We start from the raw sequence: 20,529 nt of genomic DNA, 5'->3' as shown, positions 1-20,529 counted from the left end.
ATTGAATACTCACACAATAGTTCCTATGACGATAATAGGAGTGCTTTTTTTTATTTTCGGTTTTGTCACGTGGCTTAACGGCTCGCTTATCCCGTTTTTAAAGGTTATATGCGATCTTAACGAGTTTGAAGCTCTCTTTGTTACCTTTGTGTTTTACATAGCCTATACCGTAACGGCTCTGCCTATGTCTTACGTGATAGAAAAAATAGGGTATAAAAACTCAATGGCACTCGGTCTGGCGATTATGGCGGCGGGAAGTCTTCTCTTTATACCGGCAGCACAGAGTGCGAGCTTTATATTGTTTTTGCTTGCTCTTTTTGCACTTGGATCGGGTCTTACCATATTGCAGACCGCATCAAACCCCTACATAGTCTGCATCGGACCGATAGAGAGCGCGGCAACGCGTATAAGCATTATGGGGCTTATAAACAAGGGGGCGGGGGTCATCGCACCACTTCTTTTTACCGCCTTTATACTCTCTGGTATAGGCTCTTTGGAAGATCTATCCGCCGAATCAAAAGAGGAGCTTGCCTCAAAACTTATAGCTCCCTACATTATTATGGCTCTGCTGCTTGGCTCTCTTATCGCTCTTGTGAAGTTCTCTAAGCTTCCCGAACTTGAGTTTGAGAAAGATGAAGAGACGGAGGAGAAGAGTATCTTTGCGTTTCCGCGCGTGGTCTTAGGTGCAGCCGCTCTGTTTTTCTATGTCGGCATAGAGGTAATAGCAGGCGATACTATCGGTCTTTATGGTCAGCATCTTGGTTTGATAAATGTTACTTCACTAACCTCTTACGTAATGTTCTTTATGGTGCTTGGATACGCGCTCGGTGTCGCACTTATACCGAAATATATCTCACAGGAGAGAGCGCTCATAGGCTCTGCACTTTTGGGAATACTATTTTTGTTCGGAGTAGTTTCTTCGTCTCAAAGTCATGGAATTTCAGAGATTTTATGGGGATGGAGCGGTATTGCAACGCTACCCGATACCGTGACCTTTGTAGCGCTTTTGGGATTTGCAAACGCACTTGTGTGGCCGACGATCTGGCCGCTTGCGCTCGAAGGGCTGGGAAAATATACGGCGCAAGGAAGCGCGCTTTTGATAATGGCAATAGCGGGCGGTGCGATCCTTCCTCTTATATTTGGAAAGATATCATATATCAGCGGAGATATGCAGTCAACCTATCTTATGGGTATGATCTGTTATCTTTTTATACTCCTCTACGCCCTGAGGTGGCACAAGATAAAGTCTTGGGATGAGTTGTGATAACTCACAAGAAACTGCCAAACGGTTTTGAATATATTGAGGTTAAAAACAGCTCTGCAGAGGCAAAAATAGCTCTGCAGGGTGCACATCTGTTTCACTACAAAAGAGTTGGCGAAGAGCCTATTTTATGGCTTAGCGAAGTGAGTGATTTTGAGGCTGGCAAAGCTATCCGCGGAGGAGTTCCTATCTGCTGGCCTTGGTTTGGATTTCATCAAGACAGATCTCTGCCTCAGCACGGTTTTGCAAGAACGGCTATGTGGGACTGCGTCAGTTGCAGTGAGGCTGATGAGAAGAGTTCATCTGTTATTTTGAGGCTTACACACAGCCAAGGGAGTCTAAAGATGTGGCCTTATCTGTTTGAGTTGGATTTACATCTAACTATTTCCGATAAGTTAACGATGGAGTTAAAAACTACAAATCTTGATCGCAACTCTTTTAAGATAACGCAGGCTCTTCACACATATTTCTCACTCTCTCATATATCGGATGCCGTTATAAAAGGGCTTGATAAAAAGCCATATCTTGATGCGCTTACTTGGAAAAAAGAGGTGCAAGAGGGCGATATAACCTTTAATCAAGAGGTTGATAGGGTTTACCAAGAGGTAGATGGTGAGATAACTCTAAGCGATAAAAACAGAACGCTACATGTTAGAAATGAGAACTCATCTTCTGTAGTCGTCTGGAACCCGTGGATAGAGAAAACTTCAAGAATGAGCGCGATGAAAGAAGATGCTTATGAGCATATGCTCTGCATAGAATCAGCAAACGCGTTTGATGATGCAAGAGTAGTAAAGCCACAAAAGTCACACACTCTTAAAGCCGAAATTTTTTAATAAAATAAAATTTTATTAAAAGAGTAGATTTTATTGTTTATGGCAATTTAAGAGAAAAAGAATAGAGTATGGTTGTAAGAGTAACATTTATGAACTAAATGTAATCTCTTATAAATTCCTATTAGGAGATGACCATGAACAGTTCATCAAGAAGAGTTTTTTTCAGATATATGGCTATCTTAGGGCTTGCTACGTGGGGTGTCACACCGCTTTTGGCAAAAGGCACAAAAGAGAAGACGATGTATCAGGATAGCCCAAAAGATGGAAAAAAGTGTGTAGATTGCCTACATTTCTTGCCGGATACGAACGAGTGTAAAATAGTCGAAGGGTCTATCAGCCCGGATGGCTGGTGTGTGCTCTACTTTAAAGACCCGAGAAAAAAGTAGCCAAACTTTATTTCTCAAGCATTGTGTGTGCATCATACGCCAGACGCATAACGCCGATGGCGTAGTTTGAAGAGTTGTTGTAGCGCATTATTTTTTTGGCATACTCTCTTATGTATTGCAGCTCTGCCTTGTCACAGGTAAAACAGTCGTACGTTTTTCCGGATTTTGAGTTTTTCTCATAGACAAGCGAGGCGTTGTCGTTTTCAAACTCATAGTCATACCAGGTTGACTCTATATCTACGATATCCGGTATCTTGCTCCAATCTATGAGCTTGGAAAAGTCTGCTTTTTGATGCAGAAAGTTGGCTGCTGAGACTATTGCATCCTCCATCTTTGTCAAATCCGCGATTTTTGTCTTATAGCCGTGAGCATATACAAAACTGTTGGGCATAAATTGAGGTATTCCGACGGCTCCGGCGTAGGAGCTTGGCAGGTTGCACTCTTCGGGTGTAACCCCTTTTTTATAGCAGTGGGTTATTATGGAAGCCATATTCGTTTTGCCCATTTTTAAAAGCCACTTCTCTCTTGGGCTGTTTGGCTCTGTTCGAACAACCAAAGTGTTAAAGACTATAAATGCGTCATGGGTCGGTTTTATCTTTCCGAGTTTTGTCTCTTTTATCAAAATAGCGGCGATTATCTCACGGTTCACGCCATACTTCTTCTCTGTAAAATCATAAACTTCGGCATACTCTTTAAGGTGTGCTACCATATCGGGAACATATTTTACAAGGACGTTGTTTGCTTTTTTCTCATTTTTTTTATGGGTTTTAATATATTTTGGCTGCAGATATTTGTAGCTGACCTCATCGAATTTTTTTGTTTTAAAGTAAGAGAGCAGAAACTTATTCGCATATTCGTATGAAACACCGTTCTTTACGACATTTTCACAAATATCCATATAATCTTTGTTCTTAAATACGCAGTTGTCATACTTCGCAAAAAGGGGTGCGCTCAGTAAAAGGGCAAATAGTATATTCTTCATAATAAACTCTCTATAATTGTTTGCCCAAGTATATCATTTTATGTCAAATGAGCTTTTTTAAGATATTGTTGTTTGATATAATTGCGAAAAAATTAAGGATTTTATGTGCAGCAGGTAGATAAAGCGTGTGATAACAAGATATGCATGAAGAGCGACGAGTGCGCAAGATATCAATCGTACTTGGACGGCAATAAAGATTATAAAACTTTTAAAGGCACCGAGACAAAGGCGTGCGGGCAGTTTATACAGAAGTAGCGTTTATCTCTTTCAATCTTTCAGGCGTGCCTATATCGTACCATTTCCCGTCGTAGAGCGAGCCGCTTACTCTGCCATTCTCTGCGGCTTCTCTAAGAATTGGAGCAAGAGGCATTTTTTTGTTCTCCAGTCCCTCAAAAAGTTTGGCAGAGTAGTATCCGATGCCTGAGAATGTATATCTTCCTTTAGTGTCGTTGCTGATTCTGTTCTTATGCAGAGCAAAGTCTCCCTCTGGATTATGCTGTGGATTTTTAACCAAGATAAGATGAGCCAGATCATCCCCTAGGTCATATCCTGTTTCAAACTCATAGTCGCACCAGATATCGCCGTTTACGACTAAAAACTTTTCGCTGTCTATTAGAGGAAGCGCGTTTATGATGCCGCCTGCGCTCTCTAACGCTCCGCTTTGTCTCTCGTCGGAGAAGAGCAGGTTGACTCCCCATTTTGAGCCGTCTCCCAAGCTATTCATTATCATCTCTCCGAGATGGTCTATATTGATGACTATTTGACTGAACCCCAAAGAAGCAAGTCTCTCTATATGCCAGACAATAAGGCTTTTGCCGTGAACTTTTAAGAGCGGTTTTGGGGTCTTGTCGGTGAGCGGGCGCATTCTCTCTCCACGACCAGCTGAGAGTATCATCGCATTCATTTGATATTTCCTAAAAAGTTGGCAAGCTCTTTTGTCTCACTGTATCTGCCTGCCGTATCTATAACATACTTCAATGTCAGAGGTATATCTTTTAGATAGCCGCTCTTTTTATCTCTGATATGCAGGCGGGAGAAGATACCAAGCACTTTAATATGTCTTTGAAGCCCCATAAAGTCGAACCATTTTATAAAGGTCTCATTGTCCACCTTAAGACCCTTTTTGTCGCGAAACTCCAGAGCCAGCTCTTTTATGCTTCTTCTGTCGTAAGCGACGTAGCAATCTTTTAACAGTGAGACAAGGTCGTATGTAATGGCTCCGCACATTGCATCCTGATAGTCTATGATACCGAGCTTGTTATTCTCTTTTAACATGATGTTTCTTGAGTGAAAATCTCTGTGAACGAACGTGTTTTGCGGCTGCTCCAGTACAACGCCCGAGATCGCTTCAAGGGTGTCTGCTATTAGTTTTATCTGTGCATCGCTTGGCTTTAGACGAAGATATTTTTCTATGTACCACTCCTGCATCAGATCCATCTCCGTATGCAAAAACTCTCTGTCGTAAAGCGGAAGTCCTGCAGCATCGGCTTTTTGCATCTTTAAGATAGTGTTCATCGCCTTTGTGTAGTATGCTTTAAAGTTGTTCTGATTCAAGATATCAAGATAGTGTTTGCTTCCGAAGTCCTCTAGTATCAAGAAGCCCTCATCGAGGCTGTGTTCAAATATTTTAGGCACACCCACATCCACGCCCTGGAGTCTTGATGTTACATTTATAAAAGCACCCAGAGAGGCTATCTCAAGAGATGAGTCCATTAAAAGTGCAGTTTTGCTGCCGTCTCGCAGTCTGTAATATTTTCTAAAGCTTGCATCTGCAAGAGCAGACTCGATGATATAGTTTTTAAAAGATGTTGTTTTTAACCAAGTTTGGGTTTTACTCATAAATAGCACCTAATATAGAATCTTTTGACGCTCCTGTTACGGAGGATAGTTTGACACATTTTCTGTGCACTCTCTCATGGGCAAGCCACGCAAATGCCATGGCCTCCATAAACTCACTGCTTACGCCGCACTCATCGCTTGAAACAACTTCTACTCCTGTGAGCCTATCTCCCAATCTTTGCATAAGGTAGCTGTTCTTAACGCCGCCACCGCAAACTATAAGCATATCTACACCGCTTTTTTTGACCTCATTTGATATACTCATGGCGCTAAGTTCTAAAAGCGTTGCCTGCACATCCTCTTTTTTTATACTCAGTGCGCCGCTCTTTTTTGGGGAGAACTTTCTCAGCTCTCTCTCAAGCCAGTCCGCGTTAAAGAGTTCACGCCCCGTACTCTTTGGAATCGCTTTTGAAAAATATGGCTCTTTGAGCATCTGCTCCAAGAGGTCTCTGTCAAAAGTTCCAGATCTAGCCCACTCTCCGTCTTTGTCGTAGGTCTCTTTCTTATTGAGTGAGATCCAGTGATCCATAAGAACATTTCCGCAGCCAGTATCATACCCTATAAGCCTCTCTCCCAAGATAGACAGGTTTGCCATTCCCCCGATATTTACAACGGCTATCTTGGCTTTTAGCCTTGAGAAGAGGTATTGGTGAAAAGCGGGAGCAAACGGAGCGCCCTGACCGCCAAGCGCCATATCTTTTCTTCTAAAATCACTAACAACGCTAACGCCTGTTAGTGCCGTTATGACATTTGGATTGCCAAGCTGCATGGAGAATGGGTGCGTACTGTTTGGCTCGTGCCACAGTGTCTGACCATGCAGGCCTATGGCGGTTATCTGTTTTTTATCAATCCTCTTTTGAGATATAAAACGCTCTATCGCGCCTGCATACATCTCTCCAAGACGTGTGTCCAGTTCGCCTATCTGCTTTAGTGTCAATGGGGTCTTTATAGCTTTTAAAACATCTTCTCTTATCTCTTTGTCAAAAGAGTAGGAATCAGATTGTAACAGCTCAAAGCTGTGCTCTTTGATCTGGCAATAAGCTATGTCTATCCCGTCAAGGCTGGTTCCCGACATTACGCCTATGTAATACTCACTCATTTTTTGCTCCTCCAAGCTGAACAATAAAAAATGCTACAACGGTACCGATGACTATCTGCCATGAAAAGGCGAGCTCTATTCCAAAACTGTATGGCTGAAGTGCCAAAACAGTCACAAATCCGCCAAAGAGAGCCCAAAAAACACTCTTTTCATTTCCGCGCGACGTAAATATTGCCGAGAAGTATACACCCAAAAGTCCAGTATATGCAAATGCCATAACACCAAGCGCAAAACTGATAAGCGAGAGGTCGCTGTAGCGCTGCCAGAAGTAGCTTGCCATCGCCATAAGAGAGAGAACTGCTGCAAAGAAGAGTACCGCAAATCTTGAGGCTTTTACAAAGTGCTGCTCCTCTATTTGGCTCTGTTTTAATCTCCAAGGCTTGTAGATGTCCTCAACCGCAATAGAAGCCATAGCGCCAAGAACGGAGTTGGTACTTGAGAGTGCAGCCGCAATAGCCCCGACCGTGACCAAGCCTCTGAGCCCATCAGGCATCTCATTGAGTATGTAGTACATAAAAATAGTGATCTTCTCACCATCAAAACTCTGATCCACGCCGCCTTGCATGTAAAAAAGATATAGAAGTGCTCCTATTGCCAAAAATAGAAGTACGACGGGAATGGTAAGTAAAATGGAGATAATAAGCGATTTTGCCGCCTCATTCTTGTTTTTGCAGGCAAGTACCCTTTGAGTCATGTCCTGATCAAGTCCGAATGCCGCAATGTTTAAGAGAAGCCAGCCGCCAAGAAGCGTGAAAATGCTAAAGTTGCCATCAAGTGAGCCGTCAATAAAGTTTAGTTTGTTATGTTCGCTAAGAGTTTTTATGATCTCAATATGCTCAAGCGAGTAGTAGAGATAGATAAGAACAGCGACCCCGGCTCCTATGTATGTAACGGCTTGAATAACATCGCTAAGTATGACAGAGCGCACGCCGCCGAAGTAGGTGTATGCAAGCGCTCCAAGCATTAAGATCAGGATGGAGAGCGCAACATGCAAGAAGATAATATCGCTAAATATTATCATCGATATTGCCAGTGCTCCAATGTAGAGTCTTGCTCCGCTGGCAAGGACTCTTCCTATAAGAAACATAACCCCCGCCTGCTTTTTTGCGCTCTCTCCGTATCTGGACTCCAGGAGCTCATAAACGGTAACTGCCTTCATCTCGTAATATTTTGGAATGAGAACATACGCTACGAAGATAACGGCTAAAAGTGCGGAGAAGTAGAACCCTATAAAGGTAAAGTCCTTTGTATAAGAGTATTCTGGAGCACCCAAAAAAGTAGCGGCTGATTGTGATGTAGCCAAAACAGATAGTGCGACGGCAAATATAGGCATCGCATGCGGAGATAAAAAATAGTCTCTTGAAGTGTTGATCTTGGTGCGGCTTAAAACAACAGAGGTAATAGCAAGAAGGATAAAGTAGGAGGCAAATACGATCCAGTCCAGAGTTGAAAAAGCACTTTGCATTATTTGGTTTTTATCTTGGTGAACAACTGTTCTACTCTTCTATTTGACTCTGTAATTCTATCCATAGAGATAGAACCGTTTTTTACTTGAGCCAAGATCGTCTCTACGAGTTCATGAGTATCCTGCTTGGCAAGCTGATTGCCAAAGAGCAGCATATCTACTCCCGAGTTTATAGAGAGTGTCACTATTTCTTCAAGAGTGTAGTGTTTAGCGATAGCTCCCATCTGCAAGTCATCACTGACTATTACTCCATCATAACCCAGCCTCTCTCTAAGCAGCTCCGTGTTTACTCTGTATGAGAGGGTTGCTGGATAGACCTCATCAAGATATCTATTAAATACATGAGCCGTCATTACCATAGAGACACCGCCTGAGTGGATAAGCTCTATGTATGGTTCCAGTTCGATCTCGTTCCATGTTTCGCTAATATCTACAAATCCGTTGTGTGAATCTTCAAGTGAGGAACCGTGACCGGGAAAATGTTTTAAAACAGATAGAATATCCCTCTCTTGAAGTGAATCCATAAATATCTTTGCGTACTTTGCGACCTCTTTTGGTTCGCTTGAGTAGGAGCGTCTAAGCCCTGATATAACTCTGTTTTGAGGATTTACGGCCAGATCGACCACAGGTGCAAAGTTACAGTTTATGCCTGCATCTTGGAGTGTCTTTGCAAGATTGTCATAGACACGTTTTGTCATGTAGGCATCCATCTCTGAGACTACTTTAGCAGATGGTGTGGCTTCAAAACCGTAGGCGCTCTTTAGTCTTGCGACCTTTCCTCCCTCTTGATCTACAGATATAAGAAGCGGTTTTTTGGCAAATGACTTTAACGATGAGGTAAGTGCTTTTAGCTGTTTTGGCGAGCTGATATTTTTTGTTTTAGTTCTATCGTCGAAGTGGCGGTCAAATAGAATGACACCGCCGATGTGATACTTTTGTATATCTTTTGCGATCTTGGACTTTTTGGTAACGCTCTCGCCGTCAAATCCGACGATAAGCATTCTGCCTATCATCTTTTTTAGTTTCTCATCATTTGGAAGAGTTTGGGATTGTGCTGCGCTAAGAGTTATTATAGTACTAATAAGTAGTGTAAAAAATCTCTTCATTTTAATGAAGTAGCTTTAGGGGGTTGTAGGGACACTAGTGTCCCTGCCGCTATAATGGGCTTTGCTCATTATAGTGCGTAACATCAGCTAATTTCCTCTTGAGCCGGGTTTTATAGCTTCGCTTCCGGCTTTACACATAGGACACTCATCAGGCGAGTACATCTCAAATGTGAAATCCTCCAGCGCAAAAAACGGGATATCTTGCGGAAGTTTACAGTTCGGTTTCGTTGTTACACTGCTGTTTTGGCGCTTACAAAACCCGCGGTTGGCAAGTGCGGCAACGCCTACAATCTCTCCGCCAAGGCTCTTTACGACCTCTGCGGCTTCCATGGCAGAGCCGCCTGTTGTAATGATATCTTCACACATCAATACCCTCTCGCCCTTTTTTATCTCAAAACCGCGGCGGATAGTCATTTTGCCATCTACTCTCTCGGCAAAGATAGAGCGTACATCAAGTGCGGTAGCAAGAGCAAAACCTGCGATAAGACCGCCAAGAGCCGGAGCACAGACCGTATCTACCTCCAAGCCGCTTTTTTTGATCTCAAGTGCCAGTGCATCGGCGAGAAGTTTTGCTGTTTTTGGATTCTCTAAGACCTTTGCGGACTGGAGGTAAAATTGTGAGTGGTTGCCGCTGCTTAGTTTAAAATGCCCCTCTAAAAGAGCATCTGAATCCATATATATTTTTTTAATATCCATAGTAAGTTATACCTTTAGTATCTCTGCTTCTTTTGTCTTGAGTATGCCATCGACTTCGGCAATAAATTTATCTGTAAGTTTTTGTATATTGTCTTGAGCAGATTTGGACTCATCTACCGTTATCTCTTTATCTTTTTCAAGCTTTTTGATCTTATCATTTGCATGTTTTCTATCGTTTCTGATAGCGATTTTTGCAGTCTCGCCCATCCCTTTCATCTGTTTTACAGACTCTTGTCTCTGCTCAACAGTCATTGCAGGAAAAAATAGTTTGATCTGGTCACCGTCGTTATTCGGGTTTGCACCTACATTTGCTTTTGATATAGCAGTCTCAATAGCTGAGAGAAGATTTTTTTCCCAAGGATTGACAACAATAGTCGTTGCATCTGCTACCAAAATAGAGCCTACTTGATCAAGCGAGGTCATAGTACCGTAGTAATCGATTTTTACATTGTCTAAAACAGAAGTAGTAACTTTACCTGTTCTTAGGGTTTTAAAATCTTTTAGCATATGATTTACGCTTGCTCTCATCTCTGATTCGCATTTGTCGAATACTTCATCTAACATTTAGTTTCCTTATATATCAAAAATAGTGGCGTTATTGTAGCGAGAAATCTCTAAAAAAAAGATTTTATAAGGTGCGTAGTTGCAAAAAATTGCAACTATTTTGGAGGTGTAGTTTCGCTTTGCGCGGGTGCCGGAGTTGCTGCAGACGGAGCTTGAACGTCTGTTGATTCGATCATATTGTCAACGACAGATTCAGTTGCAGCTGATGCGTACATATAGCCCAGAGCAATTGTGTTTACAACAAATAAAAAGCCTATGGTGAAAGTTGTCTTCGCCAAGAAACTACTAGGACCTTTTGCTCCAAAAACAGAGTCGTTTGAGCCGCTGTACGCTCCCAGACCGATACTTGAGCTTTTTTGCAGAAGCACTGCTATTATAATCATTACGACTAAAATTATTTGAACAATAAGTAGAAAACTAGCTGTCATTATATATATCCTGAGTTTTAAAAGTTGCGAATTATACCCAAAAAAACCAATTGTTGCAAAATAAGATATAATTTCAAAAAAATATCGGAAGCATTAATGAATTTAAAAAACAGATTTTTTTTAGCAGCAATCCTGCTTATTGCATCAATATCTCTTGCAGCTGAACAAAAGAGCGGTGACAAAGCAACGGTTGCTGCAAGCACCTTTTCGCTCTATGACATAGCAAAAAATATAGCATCCGATACCGCAGAGACCTTTATGATCCTTCCATTCGGAGTGGATGCGCACAGCTACGAGCCGACCCCAAAAGATATGATAAAGATATCAAGAAGCGATCTTGTTCTTTACAGCGGTGCAGGTCTTGAGCCTTGGATTGATGGTTTTGAGTTTAAAAACAGGGCGGTGGACGTAAGTCGGTATGTAGAACTGATAGAGCTTGGCAAAGATAAACATAAGCATGATCATGATGACCACCACCACGACAGAGTAGATCCTCACTACTGGCAAGATCCGCACAATATGATGCTCGCGGCAGAACGCATAACAGAAGAACTTATTGCACTCTTTCCAAAAAACAGAGAGTTTTACATGAAAAACAGAGAGAGCTACATCGCAATGCTCAAAAATCTTGACAAAGATTACAAAGAGCAGCTCTCCTCGTGTCAGCTCGATACTATCATAGTAAATCACAACGCATTCTCTTATCTGGCAAATAGATACTCTTTTCATACCAAGGCTCTAAGCGGACTATCTCCTGAAGCCGAGCCAAGCGCAAAGAGCATGATAAAGCTTGTCAAGTTTATTAAAGAGCACAGAGTCGAGACTATCTTTTTTGAGAAGTTCGCAAATGAGAAAACGATAAAAAGCATAGCAGAAGAGGCAGGAGTATCTTACGATGTTCTTCAGCCGCTTGGCAATATCACCGCTGATGAGGCTAAAGAGAAGCTGAGCTATGAGGATATTATGAGAAGAAATCTGCAAAAAATATCAAAAGCCCTAAAGTGCCGATGAAATTCACAGTTCCGATATTTGATGTTAAAAATTTGAGTTTTGTTCTAAAAGAGCAGACTATTTTATCAAACATCTCTTTGGAGATATTCTCCTCTGAATATATCGCTATCATAGGACCAAACGGCGGAGGCAAGACAACGCTGATCAGGATGCTTCTTGGGCTTGAGAAACCGACAAGCGGCGAGGTGAGGATATACGGCAAAAAACTCTCACGCTTTAAAGAGTGGCACAAGATAGGGTACGTTCCACAGCGTGCTTCACTTATAGACAGCTCTTTTCCGGCAACTGTTTTAGACATTGTAAAGATGGGCAGAACATCACAAAGGAGTCTGTTTGGAGCTTTTAGCAAGATCGATAAGCAGTATGTGGATGACGCAATGGCTAAGATGGATATAAGTGATTTAAAAGATAAGATGGTGGGAACGCTCTCGGGTGGGCAGAGACAGCGTGTCATGATAGCCCGTGCACTTGCTTCAAAACCTGAGATATTGATACTGGATGAGCCAAATACAGGCGTAGATGTCGCTTCTCAAAAAAAGTTTTATGCACTGCTTAGAGAGTTAAATCAAAAAGAGGGTATCACTATTGTTTTTATAACACACGATATAGGGGTAATAGCAGATGATATAGCAAGACTCTTTACGATAAACCAAAAAGCTATAATTTGCAACAACCCAAAACAAGCACTTAGCTGTGAAGAGATGAGCGAGTTATACGGAATAGACGCGCATCTTCTTCATGTTCATAAGCACGAGCACTGATATGTTAGAGATGTTTGAATATGATTTTATGCAAAGAGCGCTTTTAGCAGGGATCATTATTGCCGTCTTGGCTTCCATCAGCGGTACGTTCGTTGTTTTAAGAAGGTACTCTTTGATCGGTGAGACATTGGCGCACTCGGCTCTTTTGGGCGTGGCCGTCGGTCTTGTTGCAGAGTACAATCCTCTTTGGTCGGCGGTGCTTTTTGCCGTTTTGTCGGCTTGGCTGATCGAGTATCTAAGAAGTTCATTCACGCTCTACAGCGACGCTGTTCTTGCCATTTTGCTCTCAGGCTCTTTGGCTGTTGCGATCATAATCGTATCTCTTGGAGGGGCGTTTAACAACTCGCTTTTTTCGTACCTATTTGGGTCAATACTCTCTGTAAGCAGCGATGATATTGTTGTGATCGCGATCTTTGGAGCTATCTCCCTGTCGGTATTGCTGCTATTTTCAAAAGAGTTCTATTTTATCGCCTATGATGAAGAGGTTGCAAAGACAAGCGGCATTAAGGTAAATATTTTAAACTTTGTGCTTGTGAGCGTTGTTGCCATTATTATTGCCCTCTCTATCAGGGTGGTCGGAAGTCTTCTGATCGGCGCTCTTATGATCATACCTACCATTGCAGCGCTGCAGTTTAGAGTCGGATTTTTAAAAACGGTACTTATCTCTCTTGCATTCTCGCTCTTTAGCGTACTGCTTGGCATGTTTCTCTCATTTCATTTTTCACTCCCTTCAGGGGCGACTATAGTGCTGTGCATTATCGTAGTATTCATTATATCCCTTATCGCGAACAGAAGATGAAGATAAGCTCAGAGTTTTCAAAGTATGCACTTGAGTATAACAGCTACAATGTTATACAAAAAAAAGTCATAGAGAAACTGCTTTCTCATGTAAAGCATAAGCCGAAAAATATCTTGGATCTAGGGTGCGGAAGCGGAAATCTTTGCAGAGCTATCGACTGGGATTATGAGCACTTTACCGGAGTAGATTTTGCAGAGGGTATGCTAAAGCTGCATCCAAGATCACCAAAGATCGAGCTTATCTATGCAGACTTTAACGATGATGCTCTTTTTAAAAGTAAGCTTACATATATATATGATTTCATATTTTCCGCTTCAGCTCTTCAGTGGGCGGATGATCTACAGAGAGTCTTTGACAATATCAAGAGACTAAATGCTCCTGTCGCTCTGGCAATATTTACCTCAAATACATTTACGACCATAAACAAAACGGCATCAATTGGCTCCATACTTAAAAGTGCGGACGAGGTGTGTGAGCTAGCGAAGAGATATTTTGATGCCAAGAGCGAAGTTGTAAACTATAGACTAGAGTTTGAATCAACAAGAGATATGTTTAGATATATAAAAAAGAGCGGTGTTAGCGGGTCAAGAAAGATATTGAACTATAAAGAGAGCAAAAAGCTTCTGCGTGAGTACCCTTTGAGCTATTTGGAGTTCGAGGTAACTTTTATCTACTCTTCCAACATATAGATATCATCACCTTTTGATATTTTTCCGGGTTTGACAACTTTGGCGAATATGCCTCTGTCATTTTTTAAAAGCTTCGGTATGCGTTTGTCAAGTGTGGAGAGGTGGTTGCATATGGTACAGTTTTGACTTATCTCAAGTAGTGCAGTGCCGATCTGAAATCTGCTCCCCATGCTTAATGCGTAAGGGTTGTAGTCCATTAGAATATTTTCACCCAAATAACCGTAGGGCATCTCTATATCATACTCTTTTATTAGGTTGTAGCTATCCTCAGAGGTAATTAGGATGGAACGGCTGTTGTCTTTGTCGTAAAATTTGTCTCCTACAGCTCCGGCTAGCTCCAGTTCCAAAAGAGGCTTATTGACTCTTGTAGAGCTCTCCTTTGTGGAGATGAAAAGTTCTATTATTTTTCCGACACGTTTTTTTGACATTTCTTTCACCGTTTTTAGCAACTTTATAATTGCGTAATTCTAACATATTTTTAGTATCAATTATAAAAACTATAAGTCAGGTTAATTTTTTAACAAAGTGTGAAGAAATATAAAAATGTGAGAAAATTATTACATTATTGATTATATTGCTTGACAATTTAATTTAATTTCATATATAATCTCCGTCTTGCATTTTGTACTATGCATAAAGTTTGTACTGTGCATACTATAAAATCTACAAGATAAAGAGAAGGAGGTAGATGATAAATGAGTAAAATTTCTGAAAATAACTTAGAAACTACTACAAATGTAGAGCAATCGAGTAGAAGAGATTTCTTCAAAAGAACTGCTGCTTATTCTGTAAGTGCTATCGCTGCTACAAGTATCTTAGCGCCGGCTAAGTTGTCAGCTGACGATGAAAATATTATTCACCATGTGGAGTGGGGAACAACTTTAGGTGACGAGCTTAATAAGTATCCATATGGTATACCGTCAAAGTATGAGCACAATGTTGTAAGAAGAACATCAAGTCTTCTTTCATCGGCTGGAGACATGCATGCTGCTGTTTCTATGACGCCGCTACATGAGCTAGAGGGTATTATTACACCAAACGGATTACACTTCACTAGAACGCACAACGGTGTTGCGCATGTTGATCCAAACAAGTTCAGATTGATGATCCACGGTCTTGTTGAGAAACCGATCGTTTTGACTTTGGATGAGTTAAAAAAATATCCTGCAGAGAGCAGAATCCTTTTCCTTGAGTGTCCTGCGAACGGTGCTGCTGAGTGGAAGGGTCCCCAATTCAACTCTTTACAATTCGTAAAAGGTATGATGAGTAATGCAGAGTGGACAGGTGTTCGTCTAAAAACTATCCTTGATGAGATCGGTTTAAAGCCGACTGCAAAATGGATGTTGGCAGAGGGATCTGACGGCTCAGAGATGAGTAGAACTGTTCCTGTAGAAAAAGTACTTGACGATGCGATGATCGTTTGGGCTCAAAACGGTGAAGCACTAAGACCTGAGCAGGGTTATCCTGTTCGTCTGATGCTGCCGGGCTGGGAAGCTAACCTGTGTGTTAAGTGGTTAAAGCGTCTAGAGTTCGGTGCAGAGCCGTGGTACTGTAAAGAAGAGACTTCTAAGTATACGGTTCTTACTGCTAGCGGTAAAGCTATCCAACACTTCTACCCGTTAGAAGTTAACTCAATTATCACAAATCCTTGTCCTGAAAAACCATGGTCTGACCTTAAAAAGGGTGACTTGGTAGAAGTTGAAGGTATTGCGTGGAGTGGTCACGGAACTATTACGGCTGTAGATATATCATTTGATGGCGGAGACAACTATGTTGAAGCAAGTCTTAAAGGACTCGTTCTTCCTAAGTCATGGACAAGATTCTCATATATGTATAGATATGAAGGAAAACCTCTATTGATTCAGTCTCGTGCAATGGATGATGCAGGATTCGTTCAGCCGTCTGTTACTCAAGAAAAAGAGATCATAGGTGTAGAGGGTGTTTATCATAGAAACTCAATTTGTACTTGGGAAGTAAGACAAGATGGTTCAGTTCATAATGTTCAAGTTAGAACAGACAACTGTCCAAGTTAGGGAGATGAAGAAAATGATAAAATTAAATAGTAAACTAATTATTCTTGGAGTTTCTGTAGTTGCAAGTAGTGCGCTGTTCTTCACGGGCTGTTTCGCTTCAAGCAGCTCTGCAGGTGCGTCATCTGCAAAAGTAGAGTCTGCTGCAAACGGCATGTACAACCCGACTAAAGATGCTTTGGACGGTGGTGTTACATATAAGAGAGAAAACGGTATGTATACTGCGTATGCTCTTAATGAGCAGCCGACAACCGGTGTTAACTTCGGTAGAGCTCCGACTCCAAATGAGCTAAAGGCTTGGGATGCGGATATTATGCCGGATGGTACAGGTCTGCCTGAGGGTAGCGGTACTGTTGAAGAGGGTGAAGTTCTTTATGATAGAGATTGTGCTGTTTGCCACGGTGAGTTTGGTGCAGGTGGAAAAGGTTATCCAACACTAACAGGTGGTTCAATAGAATCACTAAAAAACCAGAGAACATGTCCGGGCAAAGATGCTCCAAACAGAACGATTGGTTCATACTGGCCACAAGCTAGTACACTTATCTGGTATATTCGTGATGCTATGCCATACGCAAACCCAAAAAGCTATACACCTGATCAGATGTATGCTATGACGGCTTACTTGCTGTATGAGAATGGTGTTCAAATAGACGGTGAAGATATTGAAGAGTTAAATCAAGATAACTTCAAAAAGATCGTAATGCCAAACCGTGACGGTTTCTATCCGAATATTGATGGACCAGAGGGTGTTGAAAATGTTAGAGCATTTTTTGCTGAGCCTAAAAACTTCGGTGCAGTCGGAACTCGTTGTATGACTAACTGTGGTAAAGAGCCTGTAGCAAGAATTGCAAACGAGATCACAGCCGTAGTACCTCCATACTCTACAGAAAGAAATCTTCCTCCTGTAAGTGAAGATGCTGGACCAGTATCAGAAGCTGAAAAGATGTATGAGAAGTCTTGTGCAGTTTGTCATAAGACTGATGCAATGGGCGCACCTGCACTTGGAGATAAAAATGCTTGGGCTACAGTAATGGAGCAAGGTATGGATAGAGTAAACCACAATGCAATAAACGGTATTGGCGGAATGCCTCCAAAAGGCGGTGCTATGGACCTTAGTGACGATCAAGTTAAAGATATTGTTAAATTTATGATAGAATCTAGTAAGTAAGACTTATTGGATCTACTAACATTATATAAAGGAAAAAAAATGCAAAGAAGAAAATTTTTAAGTTTAGGTGCTACAGCGGTTGCTGCTGCATCTGTATTACCTGCTAGTTTAAGTGCTACTGATTTTAGAGCTACTGCTCCAAAAGCTTGGGAAGCTCCTAGTTCAAAAGAGGCTATCGAGGCGCTATTCGGTTCATCAGAGATGATAGACGGACAAATCGAGATCAAAGCTCCAAAGTTGGCTGAAAACGGTGGCGCTGTGCCAATCGGTATCAAGTCTAAATTAGATTTAGCTGTAGTTGCACTATTCCAAGATGCAAACCCAAGAAGTGCTGTTGTAGTAATGGAACTTCCTGAAGGTAGCGTTGCTGATCTTATGACTAAGATTAAGATGAGAAAGACTGCTAACGTAACGGTAGTTGCAAAAGGCAGAGACGGTAAACTGTACTCAGCTGTACAAAAAGTAGAAGTTTCGATCGGTGGCTGTGGAGGTTGATCCAAACCTAAACAGATTGCAGATATAAACAAAATAAAAAAAAGGATTAGATTATGAAAATAAAAGCAAAAGAAAAAAAAGGTTTAGTTGAAGTTAAGATCTTACTTGACAGCCCGATGATCGGTAAAGAAGAAGCTGAGACAAGAAAAGCAGAAGTTGATTATCTTACTCACATCACTGCTAAAATAAACGGCAAAGTTGTATGGGAAGCGTCAACAGGACCATTCCTATCTAAAAACCCTTACTTTATGTTTAACGTACAGGGTAAAAAAGGTGATGAACTTGTTATCGAAACTATCGATAACAAAGGCAACACTGACAGCGATAAAGATCAAGTAAAATAATTTTTCGCACTTCTCTCTTTTGAGAGAAGTCCCTACAATTCACAAAAAGAGTAAATTTGATGTGTTGTTACGCAACACTTCAACTATATTCTTACTACAAAGAGTAAATTAAACAAAAAGGTAAACAGATATGTTAAACAAGATGATCAAACCATTGCTTGTAACTGCAGTAGCAATGTTGCCGCTTGCAACAGCTTCTTTTGCAGACGGTCATGAGGCTGAGGCGGATTTTCAGTATAATCTAGAGCCAAAACAAGTAAGCGAGAATGTCTGGTGTTTTTTTGGAGCACTTGAGATTCCGACAAAAGAGAACGGCGGTAACATGGTAAATACATGTTATATTAAAGGTGACAACAGTTACGTTCTATGGGACACTGGACCATCTTATATATACGCTAAGCAAGCTTATGAAGCGGTAAGCAAAGTAGCTGGAAAACTTCCTGTAAAACATGTTATCTTAAGCCATGAGCATGATGATCACTGGTTAGGAAATAACTACTACAAAGAAGTTCATGGAGCAGAGATCATAGGGCCTGAATCTATTAACAAGAACTATCCGATCGGTCATGAAGATTCTAGAATGTTTTTAACTCTCTCTAAAAATGCTATTAGAGGCACGAAAATCATTCATGTTGACAAATGGTACAAAGAGACTATAAAGTTTAAGGTTGCAGGCGTAAATCTTGAGTATGTTCCTGTTGGAATGGGCCATTCGGTTGAAGATTATTTCTTATATATGCCGGATAATAAAGTTATTTTGGCTGGCGACTTGGTTATGAACGGAAGAGTTACATCAAATAGAGATGGTTCTGTTGTAGGCTCTTTAGCTGCTTTAGAAGCAATCAACTCTAAAGACTGGACAACTCTTATACCTGGCCATGGATTTACTATAGATAAGACTGCTACGGATGAGTATGTACAATATTTCACTCTTTTACAAGAGAGAGTTGAAGCTGCAATGGATGATGGTGTAGACAGTACAGGCATCGTTGAGGCAGTGCCTTTAGAAGAGTTCAAAGACAAAGCTCTTTATGATCTACTTCATGCAGGTAATGTTGCTAGAGCATACTTAGAATTTGATATGGGTCTAGACTAAAAAATAGTACTACTTGGGATTTGGCTTTATGCCAAATCCTATCTTCTTAATTTTTCACTTCTTAAAAAACCAATCTCAACTAAATATTTTATTTATTACCGACTAATATAGTTTTCTCTAAAGTATAAAGCTCATATCTGATCTGTTTAAAGTTCTCACTATATTCAGAGCTGTGTAGTTTATAAAGCTCCTCTAGTACTCTTGCAGACTCTTGTGCTCTTTTAAAGTTGGCGAGGATTATTGCTGATATATCTGTGCGATTGAGCTCGCTTTTGATTGTAGGGCGAAGTACATCGTTTACACTGTCACGCTCTTTAAGCAGTTCTAGCGTCTCTTCGATTTTTGCTTTGTGTCTTAGTTGTTTTAATTGGGAGGAGAGCTTTTTGTCGTTGTCTCTATATCTTACAATATCTTCAACAACTCTAATGCCCTCTTTGAGGCGGTTTAAGTTAGCATCAATCACCCGATAAAGATCGGGTGAGAGTTGGTTATTCATCACTTCCAAATATACCAAAGAGGTGTAGAAGAGAGGTGAATATGTTTAGGAAGTCTAAGTAGAGCGCAATCGCACCGTCAATCGGTGTTTCATAAGCGCCTCTGATTATATTCTGAGTGTCATAAACTACTAGAAAGCTAAATAGGATTACAACAGCTCCAGATATAATTACAGCCATTAGCGGATTTCCTAAAAAGATATTAATAATAGAAAACGCAATAATAACAACAAGAGCTATCATTAGCGGCTTTCCATAACCTGAAAAATCCTTAGTTGTCTTGATGGCATAAAAACTCATAGCCCCAAAAACAAGTGCCGTCATTGCAAAAGCGTTTCCTACAATAGTTCCGCCGCCATTCATTCCAAGTGTGTGTGAAAGCAACGGTGACAACATTAAACCCGTCATAAATACAAAGCCAAACATTACAGCCAAGTTGATACCAGGCTTATGTTTTACAAAGTGTAAACCTATTAAAAGTCCAATCTCTAAAATTAGTAGAGGGAAAAAGTTAGCTGCGATAGTCCCAGCCATAGGTACACCAACGTAAGCGCCAACGGCACCTGCCATCATAGAAGCTGCAAAAAGCTTGTAAGTCTCTTTTACAAAAGATACAATTTGCGTCTCGCTTCTAGACTGAGTGCTGTATGCAGATGCATTTCCTCTCGCATAATCACGATTGTAAAGTCCCATGTTATTCCTTATATATATGTAATACAAAATGATTTACATATTTGTATGTTTAGGAATTTTATAGATAAAGAGTTAATAAATAGCAACATGGCAATATATTTATATAGTTAGCACTATTAGTAAAAATTATTAAAGTAGATGGAAAACTTAACAGTCGGAAAAAAGTTTTAAAATTCTCAGGCAAAAGTATTGACTTCTAAGATTGATTTGTCTATAATTCCCCTCCACAAAACAAGCGAAGCGAAGTTTCTAGGTGAGCGATAGCGAACTGGAAAACAGGTGCTGGA

At 40.9% G+C, this 20,529-nt stretch carries 25 protein-coding genes; 13 read left to right on the top strand and 12 right to left on the bottom strand.

Features of this window, described 5'->3' with window-relative positions; genetic code table 11:
* The first annotated feature begins 25 nt into the window (after positions 1-25).
* The 3 genes from RBR61_RS00125 to RBR61_RS00115 all read left to right on the top strand — a co-directional run bounded on the left by RBR61_RS00125 (position 26) and on the right by RBR61_RS00115 (position 2,483).
* Positions 26-1,264, top strand: a complete 1,239-nt coding sequence (locus RBR61_RS00125) for a sugar MFS transporter (RefSeq protein WP_320341486.1) — start codon at positions 26-28, stop codon at positions 1,262-1,264.
* Positions 1,261-2,097: a D-hexose-6-phosphate mutarotase gene (locus RBR61_RS00120; protein WP_320341485.1), complete on the top strand. Its 837-nt coding sequence runs from the start codon at positions 1,261-1,263 to the stop codon at positions 2,095-2,097. Before RBR61_RS00125 ends, RBR61_RS00120 begins: the two co-directional genes overlap by 4 nt.
* Before the next feature lie 134 nt (positions 2,098-2,231).
* Entirely contained in the window at positions 2,232-2,483 is a 252-nt protein-coding gene (locus RBR61_RS00115) for an iron oxidase oxidoreductase (RefSeq protein WP_320341484.1), read from the top strand.
* Between the two features lie 7 nt (positions 2,484-2,490).
* Here the strand turns inward: RBR61_RS00115 and RBR61_RS00110 are convergent, their stop codons facing one another.
* Positions 2,491-3,465, bottom strand: coding sequence for a lytic murein transglycosylase (locus tag RBR61_RS00110; RefSeq protein ID WP_320341483.1), 975 nt, complete (start codon positions 3,463-3,465; stop codon positions 2,491-2,493).
* Between the two features lie 105 nt (positions 3,466-3,570).
* On the opposite strand from RBR61_RS00110, the gene RBR61_RS00105 reads away from it, so the two are divergent.
* On the top strand, positions 3,571-3,720 hold the full coding sequence (locus RBR61_RS00105) for a hypothetical protein (protein WP_320341482.1): 150 nt from the start codon (positions 3,571-3,573) through the stop codon (positions 3,718-3,720).
* On the opposite strand, the gene RBR61_RS00100 is transcribed toward RBR61_RS00105, so the two are convergent.
* The 8 genes from RBR61_RS00100 to secG form a co-directional block, all read right to left on the bottom strand.
* Positions 3,707-4,369: an N-acetylmuramate alpha-1-phosphate uridylyltransferase MurU gene (locus tag RBR61_RS00100; RefSeq protein WP_320341481.1), complete on the bottom strand. Its 663-nt coding sequence runs from the start codon at positions 4,367-4,369 to the stop codon at positions 3,707-3,709. The two genes, RBR61_RS00105 and RBR61_RS00100, sit on opposite strands and share 14 nt — an antisense overlap.
* Positions 4,366-5,304, bottom strand: coding sequence for a phosphotransferase (locus RBR61_RS00095; protein ID WP_320341480.1), 939 nt, complete (start codon positions 5,302-5,304; stop codon positions 4,366-4,368). The genes RBR61_RS00100 and RBR61_RS00095 overlap by 4 nt, the downstream gene beginning before the upstream one ends.
* Entirely contained in the window at positions 5,297-6,403 is a 1,107-nt protein-coding gene (locus RBR61_RS00090; protein ID WP_320341479.1) for an anhydro-N-acetylmuramic acid kinase, read from the bottom strand. The genes RBR61_RS00095 and RBR61_RS00090 overlap by 8 nt, the downstream gene beginning before the upstream one ends.
* The gene (locus RBR61_RS00085) at positions 6,396-7,868 is read right to left on the bottom strand and encodes a sodium:solute symporter (protein WP_320341478.1); all 1,473 of its coding nucleotides are present in this window, start codon (positions 7,866-7,868) and stop codon (positions 6,396-6,398) included. The genes RBR61_RS00090 and RBR61_RS00085 overlap by 8 nt, the downstream gene beginning before the upstream one ends.
* Positions 7,868-8,974 (bottom strand): glycoside hydrolase family 3 N-terminal domain-containing protein, encoded by a 1,107-nt coding sequence (locus tag RBR61_RS00080; protein WP_320341476.1) that lies wholly within the window; start codon positions 8,972-8,974, stop codon positions 7,868-7,870. The genes RBR61_RS00085 and RBR61_RS00080 overlap by 1 nt, the downstream gene beginning before the upstream one ends.
* An 87-nt stretch (positions 8,975-9,061) precedes the next feature.
* A complete protein-coding gene (pyrE, locus tag RBR61_RS00075; protein ID WP_320341475.1) occupies positions 9,062-9,670 on the bottom strand; it encodes an orotate phosphoribosyltransferase in 609 nt (202 codons plus the stop codon).
* 6 nt (positions 9,671-9,676) lie between these two features.
* Entirely contained in the window at positions 9,677-10,234 is a 558-nt protein-coding gene (gene frr, locus RBR61_RS00070) for a ribosome recycling factor (RefSeq protein ID WP_320341474.1), read from the bottom strand.
* A 95-nt stretch (positions 10,235-10,329) separates the two neighbouring features.
* Positions 10,330-10,662: a preprotein translocase subunit SecG gene (gene secG, locus RBR61_RS00065; protein ID WP_320341473.1), complete on the bottom strand. Its 333-nt coding sequence runs from the start codon at positions 10,660-10,662 to the stop codon at positions 10,330-10,332.
* A gap of 96 nt (positions 10,663-10,758) precedes the next feature.
* On the opposite strand from secG, the gene RBR61_RS00060 reads away from it, so the two are divergent.
* Genes RBR61_RS00060 through RBR61_RS00045 form a run of 4 tightly spaced genes read left to right on the top strand, consistent with a single transcriptional unit; the run spans position 10,759 to position 13,922 of the window.
* Positions 10,759-11,673 carry a metal ABC transporter substrate-binding protein gene (locus tag RBR61_RS00060; RefSeq protein WP_320341472.1) on the top strand — a complete coding sequence of 305 codons (915 nt, stop codon included), beginning with the start codon at positions 10,759-10,761 and terminating at the stop codon, positions 11,671-11,673.
* Complete coding sequence (locus RBR61_RS00055) at positions 11,670-12,434, top strand: metal ABC transporter ATP-binding protein (RefSeq protein ID WP_320341471.1); 765 nt, start codon at positions 11,670-11,672, stop codon at positions 12,432-12,434. The genes RBR61_RS00060 and RBR61_RS00055 overlap by 4 nt, the downstream gene beginning before the upstream one ends.
* Positions 12,412-13,233, top strand: a complete 822-nt coding sequence (locus RBR61_RS00050) for a metal ABC transporter permease (RefSeq protein WP_320341470.1) — start codon at positions 12,412-12,414, stop codon at positions 13,231-13,233. Before RBR61_RS00055 ends, RBR61_RS00050 begins: the two co-directional genes overlap by 23 nt.
* Positions 13,230-13,922: a methyltransferase domain-containing protein gene (locus RBR61_RS00045; RefSeq protein WP_320341469.1), complete on the top strand. Its 693-nt coding sequence runs from the start codon at positions 13,230-13,232 to the stop codon at positions 13,920-13,922. The genes RBR61_RS00050 and RBR61_RS00045 overlap by 4 nt, the downstream gene beginning before the upstream one ends.
* On the opposite strand, the gene RBR61_RS00040 is transcribed toward RBR61_RS00045, so the two are convergent.
* Positions 13,904-14,350, bottom strand: a complete 447-nt coding sequence (locus RBR61_RS00040; protein ID WP_320341468.1) for an MOSC domain-containing protein — start codon at positions 14,348-14,350, stop codon at positions 13,904-13,906. The two genes, RBR61_RS00045 and RBR61_RS00040, sit on opposite strands and share 19 nt — an antisense overlap.
* A gap of 267 nt (positions 14,351-14,617) precedes the next feature.
* Here RBR61_RS00040 and soxC point away from each other — a divergent pair, with 267 nt between their 5' ends.
* The 5 genes from soxC (at position 14,618) to RBR61_RS00015 (ending at position 19,055) form a co-directional block, all read left to right on the top strand.
* Positions 14,618-15,955: a sulfite dehydrogenase gene (gene soxC / locus RBR61_RS00035; RefSeq protein ID WP_320341467.1), complete on the top strand. Its 1,338-nt coding sequence runs from the start codon at positions 14,618-14,620 to the stop codon at positions 15,953-15,955.
* Positions 15,956-15,968: 13 nt separating this feature from the next.
* Positions 15,969-17,120 carry a c-type cytochrome gene (locus RBR61_RS00030; RefSeq protein ID WP_320341466.1) on the top strand — a complete coding sequence of 384 codons (1,152 nt, stop codon included), beginning with the start codon at positions 15,969-15,971 and terminating at the stop codon, positions 17,118-17,120.
* 39 nt (positions 17,121-17,159) lie between these two features.
* Positions 17,160-17,615, top strand: coding sequence for a thiosulfate oxidation carrier protein SoxY (gene soxY / locus RBR61_RS00025; protein WP_320341465.1), 456 nt, complete (start codon positions 17,160-17,162; stop codon positions 17,613-17,615).
* Between the two features lie 53 nt (positions 17,616-17,668).
* Positions 17,669-17,959 (top strand): thiosulfate oxidation carrier complex protein SoxZ, encoded by a 291-nt coding sequence (soxZ, locus tag RBR61_RS00020; protein WP_320341464.1) that lies wholly within the window; start codon positions 17,669-17,671, stop codon positions 17,957-17,959.
* A gap of 130 nt (positions 17,960-18,089) precedes the next feature.
* The gene (locus RBR61_RS00015; RefSeq protein ID WP_320341463.1) at positions 18,090-19,055 is read left to right on the top strand and encodes an MBL fold metallo-hydrolase; all 966 of its coding nucleotides are present in this window, start codon (positions 18,090-18,092) and stop codon (positions 19,053-19,055) included.
* 88 nt (positions 19,056-19,143) lie between these two features.
* On the opposite strand, the gene RBR61_RS00010 is transcribed toward RBR61_RS00015, so the two are convergent.
* A complete protein-coding gene (locus RBR61_RS00010) occupies positions 19,144-19,551 on the bottom strand; it encodes a thiamine-phosphate pyrophosphorylase (RefSeq protein WP_320341462.1) in 408 nt (135 codons plus the stop codon).
* Positions 19,544-20,242: a Bax inhibitor-1/YccA family protein gene (locus tag RBR61_RS00005; RefSeq protein WP_320341461.1), complete on the bottom strand. Its 699-nt coding sequence runs from the start codon at positions 20,240-20,242 to the stop codon at positions 19,544-19,546. Before RBR61_RS00005 ends, RBR61_RS00010 begins: the two co-directional genes overlap by 8 nt.
* Positions 20,243-20,529: the final 287 nt, after the last annotated feature.

This window comes from Sulfurimonas sp. (genome assembly GCF_034005705.1).
In the GTDB taxonomy this organism is placed as follows: Bacteria; Campylobacterota; Campylobacteria; order Campylobacterales; family Sulfurimonadaceae; genus Sulfurimonas.
Note: the sequence above shows the minus strand (reverse complement) of the source record. Positions and strands in the feature narration are given on the sequence as shown.

Bases quoted from the DNA above. Each gene is read 5' to 3' on its own strand.
- frr (WP_320341474.1), bottom strand. From the start codon at position 10,234: ATGTTAGATGAAGTATTCGACAAATGCGAATCAGAGATGAGAGCAAGC.
- RBR61_RS00090 (WP_320341479.1), bottom strand. From the start codon at position 6,403: ATGAGTGAGTATTACATAGGCGTAATGTCGGGAACCAGCCTTGACGGG.
- RBR61_RS00060 (WP_320341472.1), top strand. From the start codon at position 10,759: ATGAATTTAAAAAACAGATTTTTTTTAGCAGCAATCCTGCTTATTGCA.
- RBR61_RS00040 (WP_320341468.1), bottom strand. From the start codon at position 14,350: ATGTCAAAAAAACGTGTCGGAAAAATAATAGAACTTTTCATCTCCACA.
- RBR61_RS00085 (WP_320341478.1), bottom strand. From the start codon at position 7,868: ATGCAAAGTGCTTTTTCAACTCTGGACTGGATCGTATTTGCCTCCTAC.
- RBR61_RS00045 (WP_320341469.1), top strand. From the start codon at position 13,230: ATGAAGATAAGCTCAGAGTTTTCAAAGTATGCACTTGAGTATAACAGC.
- pyrE (WP_320341475.1), bottom strand. From the start codon at position 9,670: ATGGATATTAAAAAAATATATATGGATTCAGATGCTCTTTTAGAGGGG.
- RBR61_RS00010 (WP_320341462.1), bottom strand. From the start codon at position 19,551: ATGAATAACCAACTCTCACCCGATCTTTATCGGGTGATTGATGCTAAC.
- RBR61_RS00055 (WP_320341471.1), top strand. From the start codon at position 11,670: ATGAAATTCACAGTTCCGATATTTGATGTTAAAAATTTGAGTTTTGTT.
- RBR61_RS00115 (WP_320341484.1), top strand. From the start codon at position 2,232: ATGAACAGTTCATCAAGAAGAGTTTTTTTCAGATATATGGCTATCTTA.
- RBR61_RS00015 (WP_320341463.1), top strand. From the start codon at position 18,090: ATGTTAAACAAGATGATCAAACCATTGCTTGTAACTGCAGTAGCAATG.
- RBR61_RS00050 (WP_320341470.1), top strand. From the start codon at position 12,412: ATGTTCATAAGCACGAGCACTGATATGTTAGAGATGTTTGAATATGAT.
- RBR61_RS00030 (WP_320341466.1), top strand. From the start codon at position 15,969: ATGATAAAATTAAATAGTAAACTAATTATTCTTGGAGTTTCTGTAGTT.
- soxY (WP_320341465.1), top strand. From the start codon at position 17,160: ATGCAAAGAAGAAAATTTTTAAGTTTAGGTGCTACAGCGGTTGCTGCT.
- soxC (WP_320341467.1), top strand. From the start codon at position 14,618: ATGAGTAAAATTTCTGAAAATAACTTAGAAACTACTACAAATGTAGAG.
- RBR61_RS00100 (WP_320341481.1), bottom strand. From the start codon at position 4,369: ATGAATGCGATGATACTCTCAGCTGGTCGTGGAGAGAGAATGCGCCCG.
- RBR61_RS00080 (WP_320341476.1), bottom strand. From the start codon at position 8,974: ATGAAGAGATTTTTTACACTACTTATTAGTACTATAATAACTCTTAGC.
- RBR61_RS00095 (WP_320341480.1), bottom strand. From the start codon at position 5,304: ATGAGTAAAACCCAAACTTGGTTAAAAACAACATCTTTTAAAAACTAT.
- secG (WP_320341473.1), bottom strand. From the start codon at position 10,662: ATGACAGCTAGTTTTCTACTTATTGTTCAAATAATTTTAGTCGTAATG.
- soxZ (WP_320341464.1), top strand. From the start codon at position 17,669: ATGAAAATAAAAGCAAAAGAAAAAAAAGGTTTAGTTGAAGTTAAGATC.
- RBR61_RS00110 (WP_320341483.1), bottom strand. From the start codon at position 3,465: ATGAAGAATATACTATTTGCCCTTTTACTGAGCGCACCCCTTTTTGCG.
- RBR61_RS00005 (WP_320341461.1), bottom strand. From the start codon at position 20,242: ATGGGACTTTACAATCGTGATTATGCGAGAGGAAATGCATCTGCATAC.
- RBR61_RS00125 (WP_320341486.1), top strand. From the start codon at position 26: ATGACGATAATAGGAGTGCTTTTTTTTATTTTCGGTTTTGTCACGTGG.